Origin of the sequence: Streptomyces sp. NPDC046716 (assembly GCF_040645755.1) — a bacterium.
Taxonomy (GTDB): Bacteria; Actinomycetota; Actinomycetes; order Streptomycetales; family Streptomycetaceae; genus Streptomyces.
This window is the reverse complement of record NZ_JBEYYU010000011.1, coordinates 68,686-83,745: the sequence shown is the minus strand read 5'-3', so window position 1 is coordinate 83,745 and position 15,060 is coordinate 68,686. Positions and strand designations below refer to the sequence as shown.

Annotated in this window: 16 protein-coding genes; 8 read left to right on the top strand and 8 right to left on the bottom strand. The window is 72.2% G+C overall.

Features of this window, described 5'->3' with window-relative positions; translation table 11 throughout:
• Nucleotides 1–27 precede the first annotated feature (27 nt).
• The gene (locus ABZ930_RS11320; RefSeq protein ID WP_361545160.1) at nucleotides 28–297 is read left to right on the top strand and encodes a hypothetical protein; all 270 of its coding nucleotides are present in this window, start codon (nucleotides 28–30) and stop codon (nucleotides 295–297) included.
• A gap of 84 nt (nucleotides 298–381) precedes the next feature.
• Here ABZ930_RS11320 and argH read toward each other — a convergent pair whose 3' ends face one another.
• Entirely contained in the window at nucleotides 382–1,809 is a 1,428-nt protein-coding gene (gene argH, locus ABZ930_RS11315; protein ID WP_361545157.1) for an argininosuccinate lyase, read from the bottom strand.
• Nucleotides 1,810–1,956: 147 nt separating this feature from the next.
• Between argH and ABZ930_RS11310 the strand changes: the two genes are divergently transcribed.
• The 3 genes from ABZ930_RS11310 to ABZ930_RS11300 all read left to right on the top strand — a co-directional run bounded on the left by ABZ930_RS11310 (nucleotide 1,957) and on the right by ABZ930_RS11300 (nucleotide 4,335).
• Nucleotides 1,957–2,544: a pyridoxamine 5'-phosphate oxidase family protein gene (locus tag ABZ930_RS11310; RefSeq protein WP_361545154.1), complete on the top strand. Its 588-nt coding sequence runs from the start codon at nucleotides 1,957–1,959 to the stop codon at nucleotides 2,542–2,544.
• 3 nt (nucleotides 2,545–2,547) lie between these two features.
• Nucleotides 2,548–3,258, top strand: a complete 711-nt coding sequence (locus tag ABZ930_RS11305; RefSeq protein ID WP_361545151.1) for a L,D-transpeptidase family protein — start codon at nucleotides 2,548–2,550, stop codon at nucleotides 3,256–3,258.
• Between the two features lie 102 nt (nucleotides 3,259–3,360).
• Nucleotides 3,361–4,335 carry a bile acid:sodium symporter family protein gene (locus ABZ930_RS11300; RefSeq protein ID WP_361545148.1) on the top strand — a complete coding sequence of 325 codons (975 nt, stop codon included), beginning with the start codon at nucleotides 3,361–3,363 and terminating at the stop codon, nucleotides 4,333–4,335.
• A 51-nt stretch (nucleotides 4,336–4,386) separates the two neighbouring features.
• Here the strand turns inward: ABZ930_RS11300 and ABZ930_RS11295 are convergent, their stop codons facing one another.
• The 6 genes from ABZ930_RS11295 to ABZ930_RS11270 all read right to left on the bottom strand — a co-directional run bounded on the left by ABZ930_RS11295 (nucleotide 4,387) and on the right by ABZ930_RS11270 (nucleotide 9,950).
• Nucleotides 4,387–4,959: an arginine repressor gene (locus ABZ930_RS11295; RefSeq protein ID WP_361545145.1), complete on the bottom strand. Its 573-nt coding sequence runs from the start codon at nucleotides 4,957–4,959 to the stop codon at nucleotides 4,387–4,389.
• A gap of 16 nt (nucleotides 4,960–4,975) precedes the next feature.
• The gene (locus tag ABZ930_RS11290; protein ID WP_361545142.1) at nucleotides 4,976–6,175 is read right to left on the bottom strand and encodes an acetylornithine transaminase; all 1,200 of its coding nucleotides are present in this window, start codon (nucleotides 6,173–6,175) and stop codon (nucleotides 4,976–4,978) included.
• A complete protein-coding gene (gene argB, locus ABZ930_RS11285) occupies nucleotides 6,172–7,101 on the bottom strand; it encodes an acetylglutamate kinase (RefSeq protein ID WP_361545139.1) in 930 nt (309 codons plus the stop codon). Before argB ends, ABZ930_RS11290 begins: the two co-directional genes overlap by 4 nt.
• Entirely contained in the window at nucleotides 7,098–8,249 is a 1,152-nt protein-coding gene (gene argJ, locus ABZ930_RS11280; RefSeq protein WP_361545136.1) for a bifunctional glutamate N-acetyltransferase/amino-acid acetyltransferase ArgJ, read from the bottom strand. The genes argB and argJ overlap by 4 nt, the downstream gene beginning before the upstream one ends.
• A complete protein-coding gene (gene argC / locus ABZ930_RS11275; protein WP_361545133.1) occupies nucleotides 8,246–9,274 on the bottom strand; it encodes an N-acetyl-gamma-glutamyl-phosphate reductase in 1,029 nt (342 codons plus the stop codon). Before argC ends, argJ begins: the two co-directional genes overlap by 4 nt.
• 100 nt (nucleotides 9,275–9,374) lie before the next feature.
• Nucleotides 9,375–9,950 carry a CGNR zinc finger domain-containing protein gene (locus ABZ930_RS11270; RefSeq protein WP_361545130.1) on the bottom strand — a complete coding sequence of 192 codons (576 nt, stop codon included), beginning with the start codon at nucleotides 9,948–9,950 and terminating at the stop codon, nucleotides 9,375–9,377.
• 103 nt (nucleotides 9,951–10,053) lie between these two features.
• Here ABZ930_RS11270 and ABZ930_RS11265 point away from each other — a divergent pair, with 103 nt between their 5' ends.
• The gene (locus ABZ930_RS11265; RefSeq protein ID WP_361545127.1) at nucleotides 10,054–11,229 is read left to right on the top strand and encodes an epoxide hydrolase; all 1,176 of its coding nucleotides are present in this window, start codon (nucleotides 10,054–10,056) and stop codon (nucleotides 11,227–11,229) included.
• A 74-nt stretch (nucleotides 11,230–11,303) separates the two neighbouring features.
• A complete protein-coding gene (locus ABZ930_RS11260) occupies nucleotides 11,304–11,696 on the top strand; it encodes a VOC family protein (protein ID WP_361545124.1) in 393 nt (130 codons plus the stop codon).
• 10 nt (nucleotides 11,697–11,706) lie between these two features.
• On the opposite strand, the gene ABZ930_RS11255 is transcribed toward ABZ930_RS11260, so the two are convergent.
• Complete coding sequence (locus ABZ930_RS11255) at nucleotides 11,707–12,888, bottom strand: alanine--tRNA ligase-related protein (protein WP_361545355.1); 1,182 nt, start codon at nucleotides 12,886–12,888, stop codon at nucleotides 11,707–11,709.
• Between the two features lie 347 nt (nucleotides 12,889–13,235).
• Between ABZ930_RS11255 and ABZ930_RS11250 the strand changes: the two genes are divergently transcribed.
• A complete protein-coding gene (locus ABZ930_RS11250; RefSeq protein ID WP_361545121.1) occupies nucleotides 13,236–14,228 on the top strand; it encodes an aldo/keto reductase in 993 nt (330 codons plus the stop codon).
• A gap of 4 nt (nucleotides 14,229–14,232) precedes the next feature.
• Nucleotides 14,233–15,000 carry an AAA family ATPase gene (locus tag ABZ930_RS11245; protein ID WP_361545118.1) on the top strand — a complete coding sequence of 256 codons (768 nt, stop codon included), beginning with the start codon at nucleotides 14,233–14,235 and terminating at the stop codon, nucleotides 14,998–15,000.
• The last annotated feature ends 60 nt before the right edge of the window (nucleotides 15,001–15,060 follow it).

Here is a 15,060-nt window from a genome sequence, read left to right as displayed (position 1 = left end):
ACGGAGTGATTCTCGGGAGGTACGGGCATGGGGTGCTGCATCTTCGCGGCGATGGCGGCGATCGGGCCGCGCGTCGCCCTGGCGATCACATGGCTCTTCACCAACCTCGTGGACCGGGCGTTCACCGGCGTGCTGCTGCCGCTGCTCGGGCTGGTCTTCCTGCCCTGGACGACGCTGGGCTACGTGTTCGCGTACGCGCCCGTGGCCGGGGTGCGCGGCATCGGCTGGCTGGTCGTGCTGATCGGGCTGCTGATGGACCTGTCGAGCTACGGCGGCGGGGCGAAGGCCCGTCGCTGACCGGGCTTCGGCCACGACGCCAGGGGCCCGGTCCGTCCTCGTACGGACGAACCGGGCCCCTGGCCGTGGGGACGGGTCTGCGCGTTACTTCTTGGCGTCGGCCCAGGTGCGCTGGACGCCCAGGTCCTGCTTGAGCTCCGCGAGCTGGACGGCGACGGCGCTGGGGGCCGTGCCGCCGCGGCCGTCGCGGGAGGCGAGCGCGCCCGGCACGTTCAGGACCGTGCGGACCTCGGGCGTGAGGTGCTCGGAGATCTTCGCGAACTGCTCGTCGGTCAGCCCGTCGAGCTCCTTGCCCTCGGACTCGGCGACCTTGACGCACTCGCCGGCGACCTCGTGGGCGACCCGGAACGGCACGCCCTGCTTCACCAGCCACTCGGCGATGTCGGTGGCCAGCGAGAAGCCGGCCGGGGCCAGCTCCTCCATGCGCTCCCGGTTGACCGTGAGCGTGGCCATCATGCCGGTGAAGGCAGGAAGCAGCAGGCGGAGCTGGTCGCAGGAGTCGAAGACCGGCTCCTTGTCCTCCTGGAGGTCCCGGTTGTAGGCGAGGGGCAGCGCCTTGAGCGTCGCCATCAGGCCGGTCAGGTTGCCGATGAGGCGGCCGGACTTGCCGCGCGCCAGCTCGGCGATGTCGGGGTTCTTCTTCTGCGGCATGATCGACGAGCCGGTGGAGAAGGCGTCGTGGAGGGTGACGAAGGAGAACTCCTTCGTGTTCCACAGGATGATCTCCTCGGCGATCCGGGAGATGTTCACGCCGATCATCGCGGTGATGAAGGTGAACTCGGCGACGAAGTCGCGCGAGGCCGTGCCGTCGATGGAGTTGCCGGCCGAGCCGTGCTCGAAGCCGAGGTCGCGGGCGACCGCCTCCGGGTCGAGGCCGAGCGAGGAGCCGGCGAGGGCGCCCGAGCCGTACGGCGAGACGGCCGTGCGCGTGTCCCACTGCCGCAGTCGCTCGGCGTCCCGGGACAGCGCCTGGACGTGGGCGAGGACGTGGTGGGCGAAGAGCACCGGCTGGGCGTGCTGGAGGTGGGTGCGGCCGGGCATCGCGGTGTCCGGGTGCGCCTCGGCGAGGCCGACGAGGGCTTCCTGGAGGTCGGCGATCAGGGCGCCGATGACCCTGGCCTCGTCGCGCAGGTACATCCGGAAGAGGGTCGCCACCTGGTCGTTGCGCGAGCGGCCCGCACGCAGCTTGCCGCCGAGGTCGGCGCCGAGGCGCTCCAGAAGGCCGCGCTCCAGGGCGGTGTGCACGTCCTCGTCGGCGATGGTGCCGACGAAGGAGCCGTCCGCGACGTCGGCCTCGAGCCGGTCGAGACCGGCGATCATGCGCGTGAGTTCGTCGTCGGTGAGCAGGCCCGCCTTGTTGAGCACGCGGGCGTGGGCGCGGGAGCCCGCGATGTCGTACGGCGCCAGGCGCCAGTCGAAGTGGACGGAGGCGGAGAGTTTCGCCAGGGCCTCGGCGGGGCCGTCGGCGAACCGGCCGCCCCAGAGGCGGACATCGCCGGTGTTGCTGCTCACGTGCTCTGCTCCTCTAGCCGGTGGGTGTCATGCATGATTATGCAGAGCCACGCATGAATCGTCAATCGCGGCACCGCACCCCGCGCCGCCGTCTCGCCATTCAAAATACGCTGTCCAACATGTGATCCACTTCGTCATACTCCCCGCATGGGCAAAAGCTACGAGAGCATCGACGGCCGGCTGCGCACCTTCATCGAGTCCCAGCCTCTCTTCTTCACCGCCACGGCCCCGCTGTCCGGCGACGGCACGGTGAACCTCTCCCCCAAGGGCCTCAAGGGCTCGTTCGCCGTCCTCGACCCGCACACCGTGGCCTACCTCGACTTCGCGGGATCCAACGCCGAGACCATCGCGCACCTGCGGGAGAACGGACGGATCACCCTGATGTGGTGCGCCTTCCAGGGGCCGCCGACCATCGTCCGGGTGCACGGCCGCGGCGAGCCCGTCTTCCGCGACGATCCGCGCTTCGACGACCTCCTCGGGCACTTCGACACCGTCGACCCGACGCGCAACGGGCTGCGCGCGATCATCCTCGTACGGGCCGAACTCGTCCGGGACACCTGCGGATACGCCGTCCCCTTCATGACGTACGACGAGGAGCGCACGCTGCACGGGGACTTCTTCGTGCGCAAGGACGACGCCGAACTCGACGCGTACTTCCAGAAGAAGGAGTACATCGGAACCAGCCTGGACGGCCTTCCGGGGCTGCCGTTGCCGCTGCCGCCCGCTACCTTCTGACCCATGCGTCCTTTACGAGCAGGTATCGCCGTCGCTGTCACCTTCTGTGCCGCACTCACCGGCGCGCCGTCCGCGAGCGCCGCCGCGCCGCTGCCCGCCCGGATGGCGGACACCGGCGGCGGCAGTCAGCTGATCACCGCCGAGGCGCCGCGCGCGTCCGCCACGTCCGGCACCGTGACCTGGTGGGACCGGCGCCCCGACGGCCGCTGGGTGAAGGCCGGTTCGGCGCCCGCGCGGTTCGGGGCCAACGGGCTCGTGGCGGGGAGCGGCCGCCGGCAGGGCACGAACACCACCCCGGCCGGGCTCTACGGCCTCCCCTTCGCGTTCGGCACGAAGGCGGCGCCGAGCGGCACGTCGGTCGCCTACCGCAGGGTGCGCGACTCCTCCTGGTGGTGCCAGGACAACAAGTCCCGCTCGTACAACCGCTGGACACAGCCCCGCCCGGCCGACTGCCGCGCCGCCGAGTCCGAGCACCTCGCCGACTACGGCACGCAGTACGCGCACGCCCTGGTGATCGGCTTCAACTACGACCGCCCGGTGCGCGGGCGCGGCGCCGGGATCTTCCTGCACGTCAACGGGCGGGCGGCGACGGCCGGTTGCGTGTCCGTGCCGCGGGACGACATGCGGCGCATCATGACGTGGGTACGGCCCGGACGGGCGCCGCACATCGCGATCGGGACGGCGGGCGGGGCGACGGCGATCACGAAGTACTGAGGTCCGGGTACCGGGGTCCGCCCGAGCCACCGCAATAAGATGTACTGACCACATATCGAGACGCGGTTGCGCGGCCCTGCCGTCGCGACGTTGCATCGCCCGGTGCGAAGCGAAACCGAACCCCAGAGCGACCAGGGCGACCGTACGTCCACCGACCGCGCCGCCCGCCTCGCGGTGACCGTCTTCCCCGTGCTCGTGCTCGTCGCGGGCGCGCTGGGACTTCTGCTGCCCGACGCGTTCGCGGACTTCAAGACCGATGTGCCGTACCTGCTGGGCGTGGTCATGTTCTGCATGGGCCTGACCATGAGCCTCGGGGACTTCAAAGGCGTCGCCCAGCGGCCGTGGGCGGTCGGGATCGGGCTCGTCGCGCATTACGTGATCATGCCGGGGCTCGGCTGGCTGATCGCCAACGTCCTCGACCTGTCGCCCCAGCTCGCCGCGGGCGTGATCCTCGTCGGCTGCGCGCCCAGCGGCACGGCGTCGAACGTCGTGACCTATCTCGCGCGCGGCGACGTCGCGCTCTCCGTGTCGGTCGCGACCGTCTCCACCGTGCTCGCACCGCTCATCACCCCGCCGCTGACGCTGCTGCTGGCCGGCGAGTACCTGCCGGTGGACGCGGGCTCGATGGTGACGGACATCCTCAAGACCGTGCTGCTGCCGGTGCTCGCGGGCCTCGCCGTACGACTGCTGTTCGGGCGGTACGTGGACCGGGTGCTGAGCGCGCTGCCCTGGCTGTCCGCGCTGACCGTCTCCGTGATCGTCGCGGTGGTCGTGGCGGGCAGCGCCGCCGCGATCAAGTCGGCGGCGGCCGTGGTGCTGCTGGCCGTGGTGCTGCACAACGGCCTCGGACTGGCGCTCGGCTACGGCGCGGGCAAGGTCGCCCGGCTCGGCAAGCCCGCTTCGCGCGCCATGGCCTTCGAGGTCGGCATGCAGAACTCCGGTCTCGCCGCCTCCCTCGCCACCGCCCACTTCAGCCCGCTGGCCGCGCTGCCCGCCGCCGTCTTCTCGGTCTGGCACAACGTGTCCGGCGCGCTCGTGGCGGCCTGGATGTCGTACCGGTCCAGGCGCACGGCGTGAACGCAGCGGCGCCGGGTCACGAGGACCCGGCGCCGGTGTGCGTGCGGAGATTCAGTGGTCGTTCTGCGCCAGTCGCAGCAGATGCTCCGCCAGTGCCTGGCCGCCCGCCGGATCCCGGCTGATCAGCATCAGGGTGTCGTCGCCCGCGATCGTGCCGAGGATGACGTGCAGCTCCGCCTGGTCGATGGCCGAGGCCAGGAACTGGGCGGCGCCCGGCGGGGTCCGCAGCACCACGAGGTTCGCCGACGCCTCGGCAGAGATGAGCAGTTCCCCGGCGAGGCGGCGCATCCGCTCCTCCTTCGCCGACTCACCCAGCGGGGCCTGCGGGGTGCGGAAACCGCCCTCGCTGGGCACGGCGTAGATCAGCTCACCGTTGGTGTTGCGGATCTTGACCGCGCCCAGCTCGTCGAGGTCGCGGGAGAGCGTGGCCTGGGTGACGCTCAGCCCGTCGTCGGACAGCAGCTTCGCCAGCTGGCTCTGCGAGCGCACCGGCTGCCGGTTGAGGATGTCCACGATCCGGCGGTGGCGCGCGGTCCGCGTCTGCGGCACGGCGGGGCCGTGCGCGCCGTTGGCTCCGCGCTCGGCGCCGGGCGTCGTCTCCACTGGGTCCGCTTGGCTGCTCATCGTCGTCGTCCCATCCTCAGGATCGTCCTTCCCCGTCGGCCGCTGCGGCGTCCAGGACCGAGGGCAGCGCCGCGAGGAACGCGTCCGCCTCGGCGTCGGTCAGGTTCAGCGGCGGCATCAGCCGGACGACATCGGGGGCGGGCGCGTTCACCAGGAAGCCCGCGTCCTGGGCCGCCTGCTGCACCTGGGGTGCGCGCGGCCCGGTGAGCACGATACCCAGCAGAAGCCCGGCTCCCCTGACACGACCGACCAGCGGGTGCCCCAGAGATTCGATTCCGGCCGTCAGTCGCTCGCCGACCCGCTTGGCGTTGTCCAGCAGGCCCTCGGCGGCGACGGTGTCCAGCACCGCGAGTCCGGCGGCGCACACCACCGGGTTACCGCCGAACGTCGTGCCGTGCTGGCCCGGGTTCAGCAGCCGCGCCGTCTCGCCGAACGCCACGGTCACGCCGAGCGGCAGCCCGCCGCCGATGCCCTTGGCGAGCGTGACGACGTCCGGGTCGACGCCCTCCTCGGCCTGGTACGCGAACCAGTGGCCGGTGCGGCCGATGCCGGTCTGCACCTCGTCGAGGACGAGCAGGGTGCCGGTGGCGCGGGTGATCTCGCGGGCCGCCTTGAGATAGCCGGCCGGCGGCACGACCACGCCGTTCTCGCCCTGGATCGGCTCGATGATGACGAAGGCGGTGTCCTCGGTGACGGCGGCGCGGAGCGCGTCCGCGTCGCCGTACGGGACGTGCGTGACGTCGCCCGGGAGCGGGGTGAAGCCGTCCTGCTTGCCGGGCTGGCCGGTCAGCGCGAGGGAGCCCATCGTGCGGCCGTGGAAGCCGCCGGTGGTGGCGACCATGTGGCGCCGCCCGGTGAGCCGGCCGATCTTGAACGCGGCCTCGTTGGCCTCGGCGCCCGAGTTGCAGAAGAAGACCGAGCCGTCGCGGCCGAACAGCTGGAGCAGCCGCTCGGCGAGGACGACCGGCGGTTCGGCGATGAACAGGTTCGAGACGTGCCCGAGCGCGCCGAGCTGCCGGGTGACCGCCTCGACGATCGCGGGGTGGGCGTGGCCCAGGGCGTTGACCGCGATGCCGCCGACGAAGTCGGTGTACTCCTTGCCGTCGGCGTCCCACAGGGTGGCGCCGGCGCCCTTGACGAGGGGCAGCCGCGGGGTGCCGTAGTTGTTCATGAGCGCGCCCTGCCAGCGCGACGTCAGCTCTTCGTTGCTGCTCATGATGTGCTGTCCCCCTCCGCATCGGGCACGACCATCGTGCCGATGCCTTCGTCCGTGAAGATCTCCAGCAGGATCGAGTGCTGGACGCGGCCGTCGATGACGCGGGCGGTGTGCACGCCGTTGCGCACGGCGTGCAGGCAGCCCTCCATCTTCGGGACCATGCCGCTCGCCAGGTCGGGGAGCAGCTTCTCGAGTTCGGCGGCGGTGAGCCGGCTGATGACCTCGTCGGAGTGGGGCCAGTCCTCGTAGAGGCCCTCGACGTCGGTCAGCACCATCAGCGTCTCGGCGTCCAGCGCAGCAGCGAGTGCCGCAGCCGCCGTATCAGCATTGACGTTGTAGACATGGTGGTCGTCCTGGGAGCGGGCGATCGAGGAGACGACCGGGATCCGGCCGTCGGCGAGCAGGGCCTCGATGGCGCCGGTGTCGATCGCGGTGATCTCGCCGACGCGGCCGATGTCGACCAGTTCGCCCTCGATGCGGGGCTGGTGCTTGGTGGCGGTGATGGTGTGGGCGTCCTCGCCGGTGATGCCGACGGCGAGCGGGCCGTGCTGGTTGAGCAGCCCGACGAGCTCGCGCTGGACCTGTCCGGCGAGCACCATCCGTACGACGTCCATGGCGTCCTCGGTGGTGACGCGCAGGCCCGCCTTGAACTCGCTGACGATGCCGTGCCGGTCGAGCGCCTTGCTGATCTGCGGGCCGCCGCCGTGCACGACGACGGGCTTGAGGCCCGCGTGGTGCAGGAACACGACGTCCTGGGCGAAGGCGGCCTTCAACTCCTCGTCCACCATGGCGTTTCCGCCGAATTTGATGACGACGGTCTTGCCGTGGTGCCGGGTCAACCAGGGCAGCGCCTCGATGAGCGTCTGCGCCTTGGGGAGCGCGGTGTGCTTGCGCGCGGTGGGCTGCGCGTCCTTCGTCTCGCTCATGAGGAGTACGCGCTGTTCTCGTGGACGTAGTCGGCGGTCAGGTCGTTCGTCCAGATCGTCGCCGTCTCGGTGCCCGCGGCGAGGTCGGCGGTGACGACGACCTCCCGGTAGCGCATGTCGACCTGGTCGCGGTCCTCGCCGACGCCGCCGTTCTTGCAGACCCAGACGCCGTTGATGGCGACATTGAGCCGGTCGGGATCGAAGGCGGCCTTCGTCGTGCCGATGGCGGACAGGACGCGGCCCCAGTTGGGGTCCTCGCCGTGGATGGCGCACTTGAGGAGGTTGTTGCGGGCGATGGAGCGGCCCACCTCGACGGCGTCGTCCTCGGTCGCGGCGTTGACGACCTCGACCTTGATGTCCTTGCTGGCGCCCTCGGCGTCGCCGATGAGCTGGCGGCCGAGGTCGTCGCAGACGGCGCGCACGGCCTCGGCGAACTCGACGTACTCCGGGGCGACTTCGGACGCGCCGGAGGCGAGCAGCAGCACGGTGTCGTTGGTCGACATGCAGCCGTCGGAGTCGACGCGGTCGAAGGTGAGGCGGGTCGCGTCGCGCAGCGCCCTGTCGAGCACCTCGCCGTCGAGGTCGGCGTCGGTGGTGAGGACGACGAGCATGGTGGCGAGGCCCGGGGCGAGCATGCCCGCGCCCTTCGCCATGCCGCCCACGGTCCAGCCGTCGCCCTCGAACACCGCGGTCTTGTGCACGGTGTCGGTGGTCTTGATGGCGATGGCGGCCTTCTCGCCGCCGTGCTCGGAGAGCTGGCCCGCGGCCGTCTCGACGCCCGGGAGGAGCTTGTCCATCGGGAGCAGGACGCCGATGAGGCCGGTGGAGGCGACGGCGATCTCGCCCGCGTTCAGGTCGAGGACCTCGGCGGCCTTCTCGGCGGTGGCGTGCGTGTCCTGGAAGCCCTTCGGTCCCGTACAGGCGTTGGCGCCACCGGAGTTGAGGACCACAGCGGAGACGAGCCCGCCCTTGAGGACCTGCTCGGACCACAGCACCGGGGCGGCCTTGACGCGGTTGGAGGTGAACACACCCGCGGCCGCCAGACGCGGGCCGCGGTTGACCACGAGGGCCAGGTCCGGGTTCCCGCTCTCCTTGATCCCGGCGGTGATGCCCGCCGCCTGGAATCCCTTGGCTGCCGTCACACTCACGGCGCGACTCCGATCGTCGTAAGTCCCGTGGTCTCGTCGAGACCCAGGGCGATGTTCATGGACTGGACGGCGCCGCCCGCCGTGCCCTTGGTCAGGTTGTCGATCGCACTGATGACGACGACCCGGCCCGCGGCCTCGTCGAGGGCGACCTGGATCTGCGCGGCGTTCGACCCGTACACGGCCGCCGTCTGCGGCCACTGGCCCTCGGGCAGCAGGTGCACGAACGGTTCGTCGGCGTACGCCTTCTCGTAGGCGGCGCGGACGGCCTCGGCGCTCACGCCCGGGACGGCCTTGGCGCTGCACGTGGCGAGGATGCCGCGCGGCATGGGCGCGAGGGTCGGCGTGAACGACACGGAGACCCGGCCGCCGGCGGCCGCGCTGAGGTTCTGGATCATCTCGGGGGTGTGCCGGTGGCCGCCGCCGACGCCGTACGGCGACATGTTGCCCATGACCTCGCTGCCGAGGAGATGGGGCTTGGCGGCCTTGCCGGCGCCGGAGGTGCCGGACGCGGCGACGACGACGGCCTCGTGCTCGACGAGCCCCGCCGCGTACGCGGGGAAGAGCGCGAGCGAGACGGCCGTCGGGTAGCAACCGGGCACCGCGATGCGCTTGGACCCCTCCAGCGCGGCGCGGCCACCCGGCAGTTCGGGAAGGCCGTAGGGCCAGGTGCCCGCGTGCGGGCTGCCGTAGAACGCCTCCCAGTCGGCGGCGTCCTTCAGCCGGAAGTCGGCGCCCATGTCGACGACGAGCACGTCGGGCCCGAGCTGCTCGGCGACGGCGGCGGACTGGCCGTGCGGCAGCGCCAGGAAGACGACGTCGTGACCGGCGAGCGCGTCGGCGGTGGTCGCCTGCAGCACGCGGTCGGCGAGCGGGAAGAGATGGGGCTGGAGGGCACCGAGGCGCTGTCCCGCGTTCGAGTTGCCCGTCAGGGCGCCGATCTCGACCTCGGGGTGGGCGAGGAGCAGGCGCAGGACCTCGCCGCCCGCGTATCCACTCGCCCCTGCCACTGCTGCGCGTACCGCCATGGAACCCTCCTTCTAGATGGCATGACTATACGTCGCGCTGCACGTTTATGCAATCAACCTTTACGGGCGCCCCACCCGGTGCACCGAGGGCGCCCGCGGGTCACTCCGCCGGATCGGGGGCCTTGCGGCGGCTCGCCTGGAAGCGCGCCTTCTTCTGGCGGTTCCCGCAGGTGTTCATGTCGCACCACCTGCGGCTGCGACTCTGGCTGGTGTCGAAGAAGGCGGCCCGGCAGGTCGGCGAGGCGCACAGGGCCAGCTTTCCGTCGCGCTCGCCCGCGATGACGGCGACCGCGTCGGCGGCGATCACGCCGAGGGCGTCCTCGACGGGAGACTGCGGACCGAGCCGCCAGTGCCGCCCGCCGCCGGGCGTCAGGACCGCCGCGGCCCGGCCCCGGGCACTGCGGTCGTTGATGACCCGGACGGCCGCCGCGGGGAGAGCCTCCCCGAGCGCGGCCGCGGTCGCGGCGGCGTGGATCGACTCCCTCAGCTCCCGGGCGAGGGCGAGCTGGTCCGCGGTGCAGGAGTCCACGGCGAGCCCGCTCACCGCCAGCCAGTCGGCGAGCCGCTCCGGCACGGGAAGGCGCTCCACGGAATCGCCGAAACGCTCCGAGAGCGTCCCCGTGAAGCTGGTCGCGAGGACGGGGCCGAGGCGGAAGTCAGGGAAGCCGGCGCGCATGGAACCAGCTTAGCCGGTTGCGACAGGGCTCCGAGAGTTGCTAGAACCGTCTTAGCCGGTTCACGGTAGGGCGTGGCCGGTTCCCCGACGGCCAGGAGACCTCATGCCTCGTCCCCGCAGTGACGTACAAGCGTTTGAAGCCCGTGCGACCGACGCCGACCTGGACGATCTGCGGGCCCGCCTGGCAGCGGCGCGGCTGCCGGAGGCCGAGACGGTGCGCGGCGCCCCGCCCGGCCCTCGCCGATGGGCGCAGGGCGTGCCTCTCGCCGACCTCGTCGAGGTCGTGGAGTACTGGCGCACCGGGTACGACTGGCGGGCGTTCGAAGCGCGCCTCGACCGGATCGGCCAGTTCCGCACGACCGTCGACGGCCTGGGCATCCACTTCCTGCACCGCCGGTCCGCACGCGCGGACGCCGTTCCGCTTCTCCTGACGCACGGCTGGCCGGGCAGCGTCGCCGAGTTCACCGACGTCGTGGACGAGCTGGCGGATCCGCGCGACGCGGGCGCTCCGGCGTTCCACGTCGTGGTCCCGTCGCTGCCGGGCTTCGGCCACAGCGACAAACCGGCCACCCCCGGGTGGGGCACCGAGAAGATCGCGGCCGCGTGGGTGGAGCTGATGGGCAGGCTCGGCTACGACAGGTTCGCCGCCCACGGCGGGGACTGGGGCGGCGTCATCACCACCGTCCTCGGCGGCAGGTTCCCGGATCACGTGCTGGGGATCCACACCCTGACCCCGCAGGCACCGCCCGGGCTGACGACGGACGGGCTGACGGCGGCGGAGCGCGCGTGGGCCGAGGAGACCCGCGGTTTCTGGGACGGCCCCCGCGCGGCGTACGCGAAGCAGCAGGCGGCCCGGCCGCAGACCATCGGCTACGCGCTCGTCGACTCGCCGGTCGGGCTGCTCGCCTGGATCCTCGACAAGTTCGCCGAGTGGTCGGACACCGAGGACAGCCCCTTCGAGCGGATCTCCCGGGACCGGATCCTCGACGACGTCACCCTGTACTGGCTGACGCGGACCGGCGCGTCGGCGGCCCGTATCTACCATGAGAGCCACGACTCGCTCGATCCCGCACTCCGGGTCGACGTCCCGGCGGCGCTCAGTGTGTATCCCCACGACATCGAGAAGTGCCCGCGTCCCTGGGCGCAGGAGAGGTTCCGCAACATCGTCCGGTGGAACACGCCCGGCACCGGCGGTCACTTCCCGTCGCTGGAGGTTCCCGAGTACTTCGTCAAGGACCTCCAGCAGGGCCTCGCGGCGGTGCTGGCCGCCCGAGGGTGAGCCGGGTTGATAGACAGGTGCCAGGCGAGCGGTGGCTCGTGCACGACACGTCCGGCCCCGAGGAGAGCACCCCCATGAAGATCAAACTGACCAGTGTCTTCGTCGACGACCAGGCGAAGGCCGAGCACTTCTACACCGAGATCCTCGGCTTCCGGAAGAAGCACGACATCCCGCTGGGCGAGGGGGCCCGCTGGCTCACCGTCGTCTCGCCCGAGGAGCCCGGCGGCACGGAACTCCTGCTGGAGCCCGCCGGACACCCGGCCGTCAAGCCGTACCGCGACGCGCTCGTCGGGGACGGCATCCCGCTGGCGCAGTTCACCGTCGACGACGTGCGGGCGGAGTACGAGCGGCTGACGGCCCTCGGGGTCCGCTTCACCCAGGAGCCCGTGGAGATGGGCCCGGTGATCACCGCCGTCCTCGACGACACGTGCGGGAACCTGATCCAGCTCGCCTCGGAACCGGCGTAGCCGCCGCCCGCTACCGCGGTTCGGGCCCGCCCCGCAGCCCCAGCACGAGGTCGCGCGGCAGGCCGTGCGTGTCGTGCAGGTAGTGCAGGTCCTCCTCGGTGAGCGGACCGCGGAAGCGCGGCCGGTCGAGCACCTTGCGGCCGGTGTCCAGGAGCCGTCGGAAACGGCGCTCCTCGTCGAGGAGGACACCGCGCACCCGCTCGGGATCGGTGTCCTGGCGGAAGTGGTCGCGGGTGTGCTCGATCAGCTCGGCCGGCAGATCGCCGAGGTGCCGGTCGCGGTCGTCGCGCCACAGCGTGGTGAGGACGCGGCGCACCAGCCTGCGCAGGACGTAGCCGCGGCCGGTGGCGGCCGGGACGACGCCGTCGCCGAGCACCACCAGGGCCGAGCGGAGATGGTCGGTGACCAGCCGTGTCGACGTCTCGTCCAGGGGACCCCACAGCCCGGGCAGCCGCTCCCGCCACGGAGTGAAGACATCGCAGTCGAAGACCGAGGTGCGGCCCTGCAACAGCGTGGCCAGCCGCTCCAGGCCGAGCCCGGTGTCGACGTTGCGCCGGGGCAGCGGCACGAGGGAGCCGTCGGGCAGGCCGCGGTACCGCATCATCACGTGGTTCCAGACCTCGACCCAGCGCTCGTCCCGGGTGGGCGTCGAGCGGGGCGGGGTGTCGCCGGTCCACAGGAAGATCTCCGAGTCGGGACCGCACGGCCCGGTCGGCCCGCCGGACCACCAGTTGTCGTCGACGGTCAGCTCCACCGGGACGCCGAGCCGCTGCCAGGTCTCCAGCGATCCGGTGTCGGGGCCGCTGCGTCCGTCGCCGCCGAACACGGTGGCGTGCAGCCGGCCCGGGTCGACGCCGAAGCCCTCGGTGAGCAGTCCGTGCCCCCATTCCAGGCTGCGCGGCAGCCCGTAGTCGCCGAGCGACCAGGTGCCGAGCATCTCGAAGACGGTCAGGTGCGTGAGGTCGCCCACCTCGTCCAGGTCCGTGGTGCGCAGACAGCGCTGGACGTTGACGAGGCGGGTGCCGAGGGGGTGCGGGCGGCCCTCCAGGTACGGGGTGAGGGGGTGCATGCCCGACGTCGTGAACAGGACCGGGTCGCCGGGCGGCGGCAGCAGCGTGGACCCGGTGATCCGGCGGTGACCGCGCTCCTCGAAGTACTCGACGAAGGTGCGCAGAACGGTCTCGGTGTCCACGGGCTCGGTGTCCATGAGGGGCTCCTTGGGTGTGCGTGCGGAGCGGCGCCGGAGGACGGATGCGCGCGATCACCGGGAGCGGGGCCAAGAGCCCTGGGAAGTCATCGGCGTACCGTTTCCGGTCGCCGAGGAGGTGAAGTCGTCAGGCGGCGGCAACCGGCGAGCTGGTCGCTCGCGCGGTCGCGGTGGTGGTTCGGCCGATGACGTTCATGGCATCGACGGTAACGCGGCGGAGCGCGCCGCCGCATCCGCTTTTCGGCGCAGGGCCGCGGTTGACCTGGAGCGCACTCCAGGTCTTACGGTCGAGGCGAGACCGCATCCCGGCGGCGCATCCACGGAGGCAGCACGTGACCGGACTTCCCGCACGACGACTCGGCTCGCTCACCGTCTCCGCCCAGGGCCTGGGCTGCATGGGCATGAGCCACGCCTACGGTGCGGCGGACGACGAGCAGTCGATCGGCACCATCCACCGCGCCCTCGATCTCGGCGTCACCTTCCTCGACACGTCCGACTTCTACGGCGTGGGCCACAACGAGCAGCTGATCGGCCGCGCCCTCGCCGCGCCGGGCCGCCGCGAACAGGCCGTGCTGGCCACGAAGTTCGGGTTCGTGAACCGGCTCGGCGAGCCCACCCGGCTGCGCGGCGACGCCGCCTACGTCCGCGCGGCCTGCGAGGCGTCCCTGCGGCGCCTGGGGGTCGACCACATCGACCTGTACTACCTGCACCGCGTCGACCGGAGCGTCCCGATCGAGGAGACCGTGGGCGCGATGGCCGAGCTGGTGGCCGAGGGCAAGGTCCGGCACCTGGGCCTGTCCGAGGCGGGCCCCGCGACGCTGCGCCGGGCCCACGCCGTCCACCCGATCGCGGCCCTGCAGAGCGAGTACTCGCTGTGGACGCGGGACCTGGAGGCCGAGACCCTGCCGGTCTGCCGGGAGCTGGGCATCGGACTCGTGCCGTTCTCGCCGCTCGGCCGGGGCTTCCTCACCGGGCGGTACACGTCGGTGGAGGACCTCGACGCGACCGACATGCGGCGCGGCCAGCCGCGGTTCGCCGACGGCAACCTGGAGCGCAATCTGGCGATCGTGTCCCGCCTGGAGGAGCTGGCGGCCCGCAAGGGCGTCACCGCGGGCCAACTGGCCCTGGCCTGGGTGCAGCACCAGGGCGACGACGTGGTGCCGATCCCCGGCACCCGCCGCCGGAAGTACCTGGAGGAGAACGCCGCCGCGGCCACCCTCGCCCTGTCCGCCGACGACCTCGCGGAGATCGCGGCGCTGGCCCCGGCCGATCAGGTCGCGGGGGCGCGCTACGACGACGGCAGCATCCGGTTCGTGAACGGCTAGGCGGATGACGGACGTGCTGTGGCTGGGCGGCCCGCCCGGCGCCGGGAAGTCGACCGTCGCCGAGCGGCTGGCCCGCCGGTACGGACTGCGCCGCTATCACGCGGACACCCGCACCTGGGCGCACCGCGACCGAGCGCTCGCCGAGCGGATTCCGGCCGCGGAGCGGTTCGAGCGGCTCTCCCCCGCGGACCGCTGGGCGGCGCCCGTCGACGAGCTGTACGCGATGGCGCTGCACCACGAACGCGGCCCGATGGTGGTGGACGACGTACGGTCCCTGCCGCCCGCCCCGCTCACGATCGCCGAGGGCACGGTGGTCACCCCGCGCGTGGCCCGCGCGCTCCCCGGCCGTGCCGCGCTGTGGCTGCTCCCGACTCCGGAGCTCCTCGAAGAGCGGCTGGCGCAGAGGGAGTTGTGCCCCGGCCCGCTCGCCCTCTACCGGCGCGTCGCCGAGGTAGTCGAGGACGAGGTACGCGCGTCGGGGGCGCCCTTCCTCAGCGTCGACGGCGACACGGACATCGTGCGGGCCGTCGAGGACCGGTGGGCCCGGCAGCTGGCCGCCGGCCCGCACGCCGCCGGCCTGGAGGAACGCCGGGCCCTGCTGCGCGAGGCCAACGAAGCGGTCGTCGCCCAGTACAACGGCTTCTTCGCCCGCCCCTGGGCGCCGGACGGCCGGGACACGGCCGTGGCCGCCTTCTCCTGCGGGTGCGGGGACACCGCCTGCACGGACCGCGTCGAGCGCCGGATCGCGGCGTTCGACCAGGCCGGACCGTGACGAGCGGGCTCGGGCAGGATGGGAGGCGACGGTTCGCGCGGCGGCAGACAGGAGAGGTGC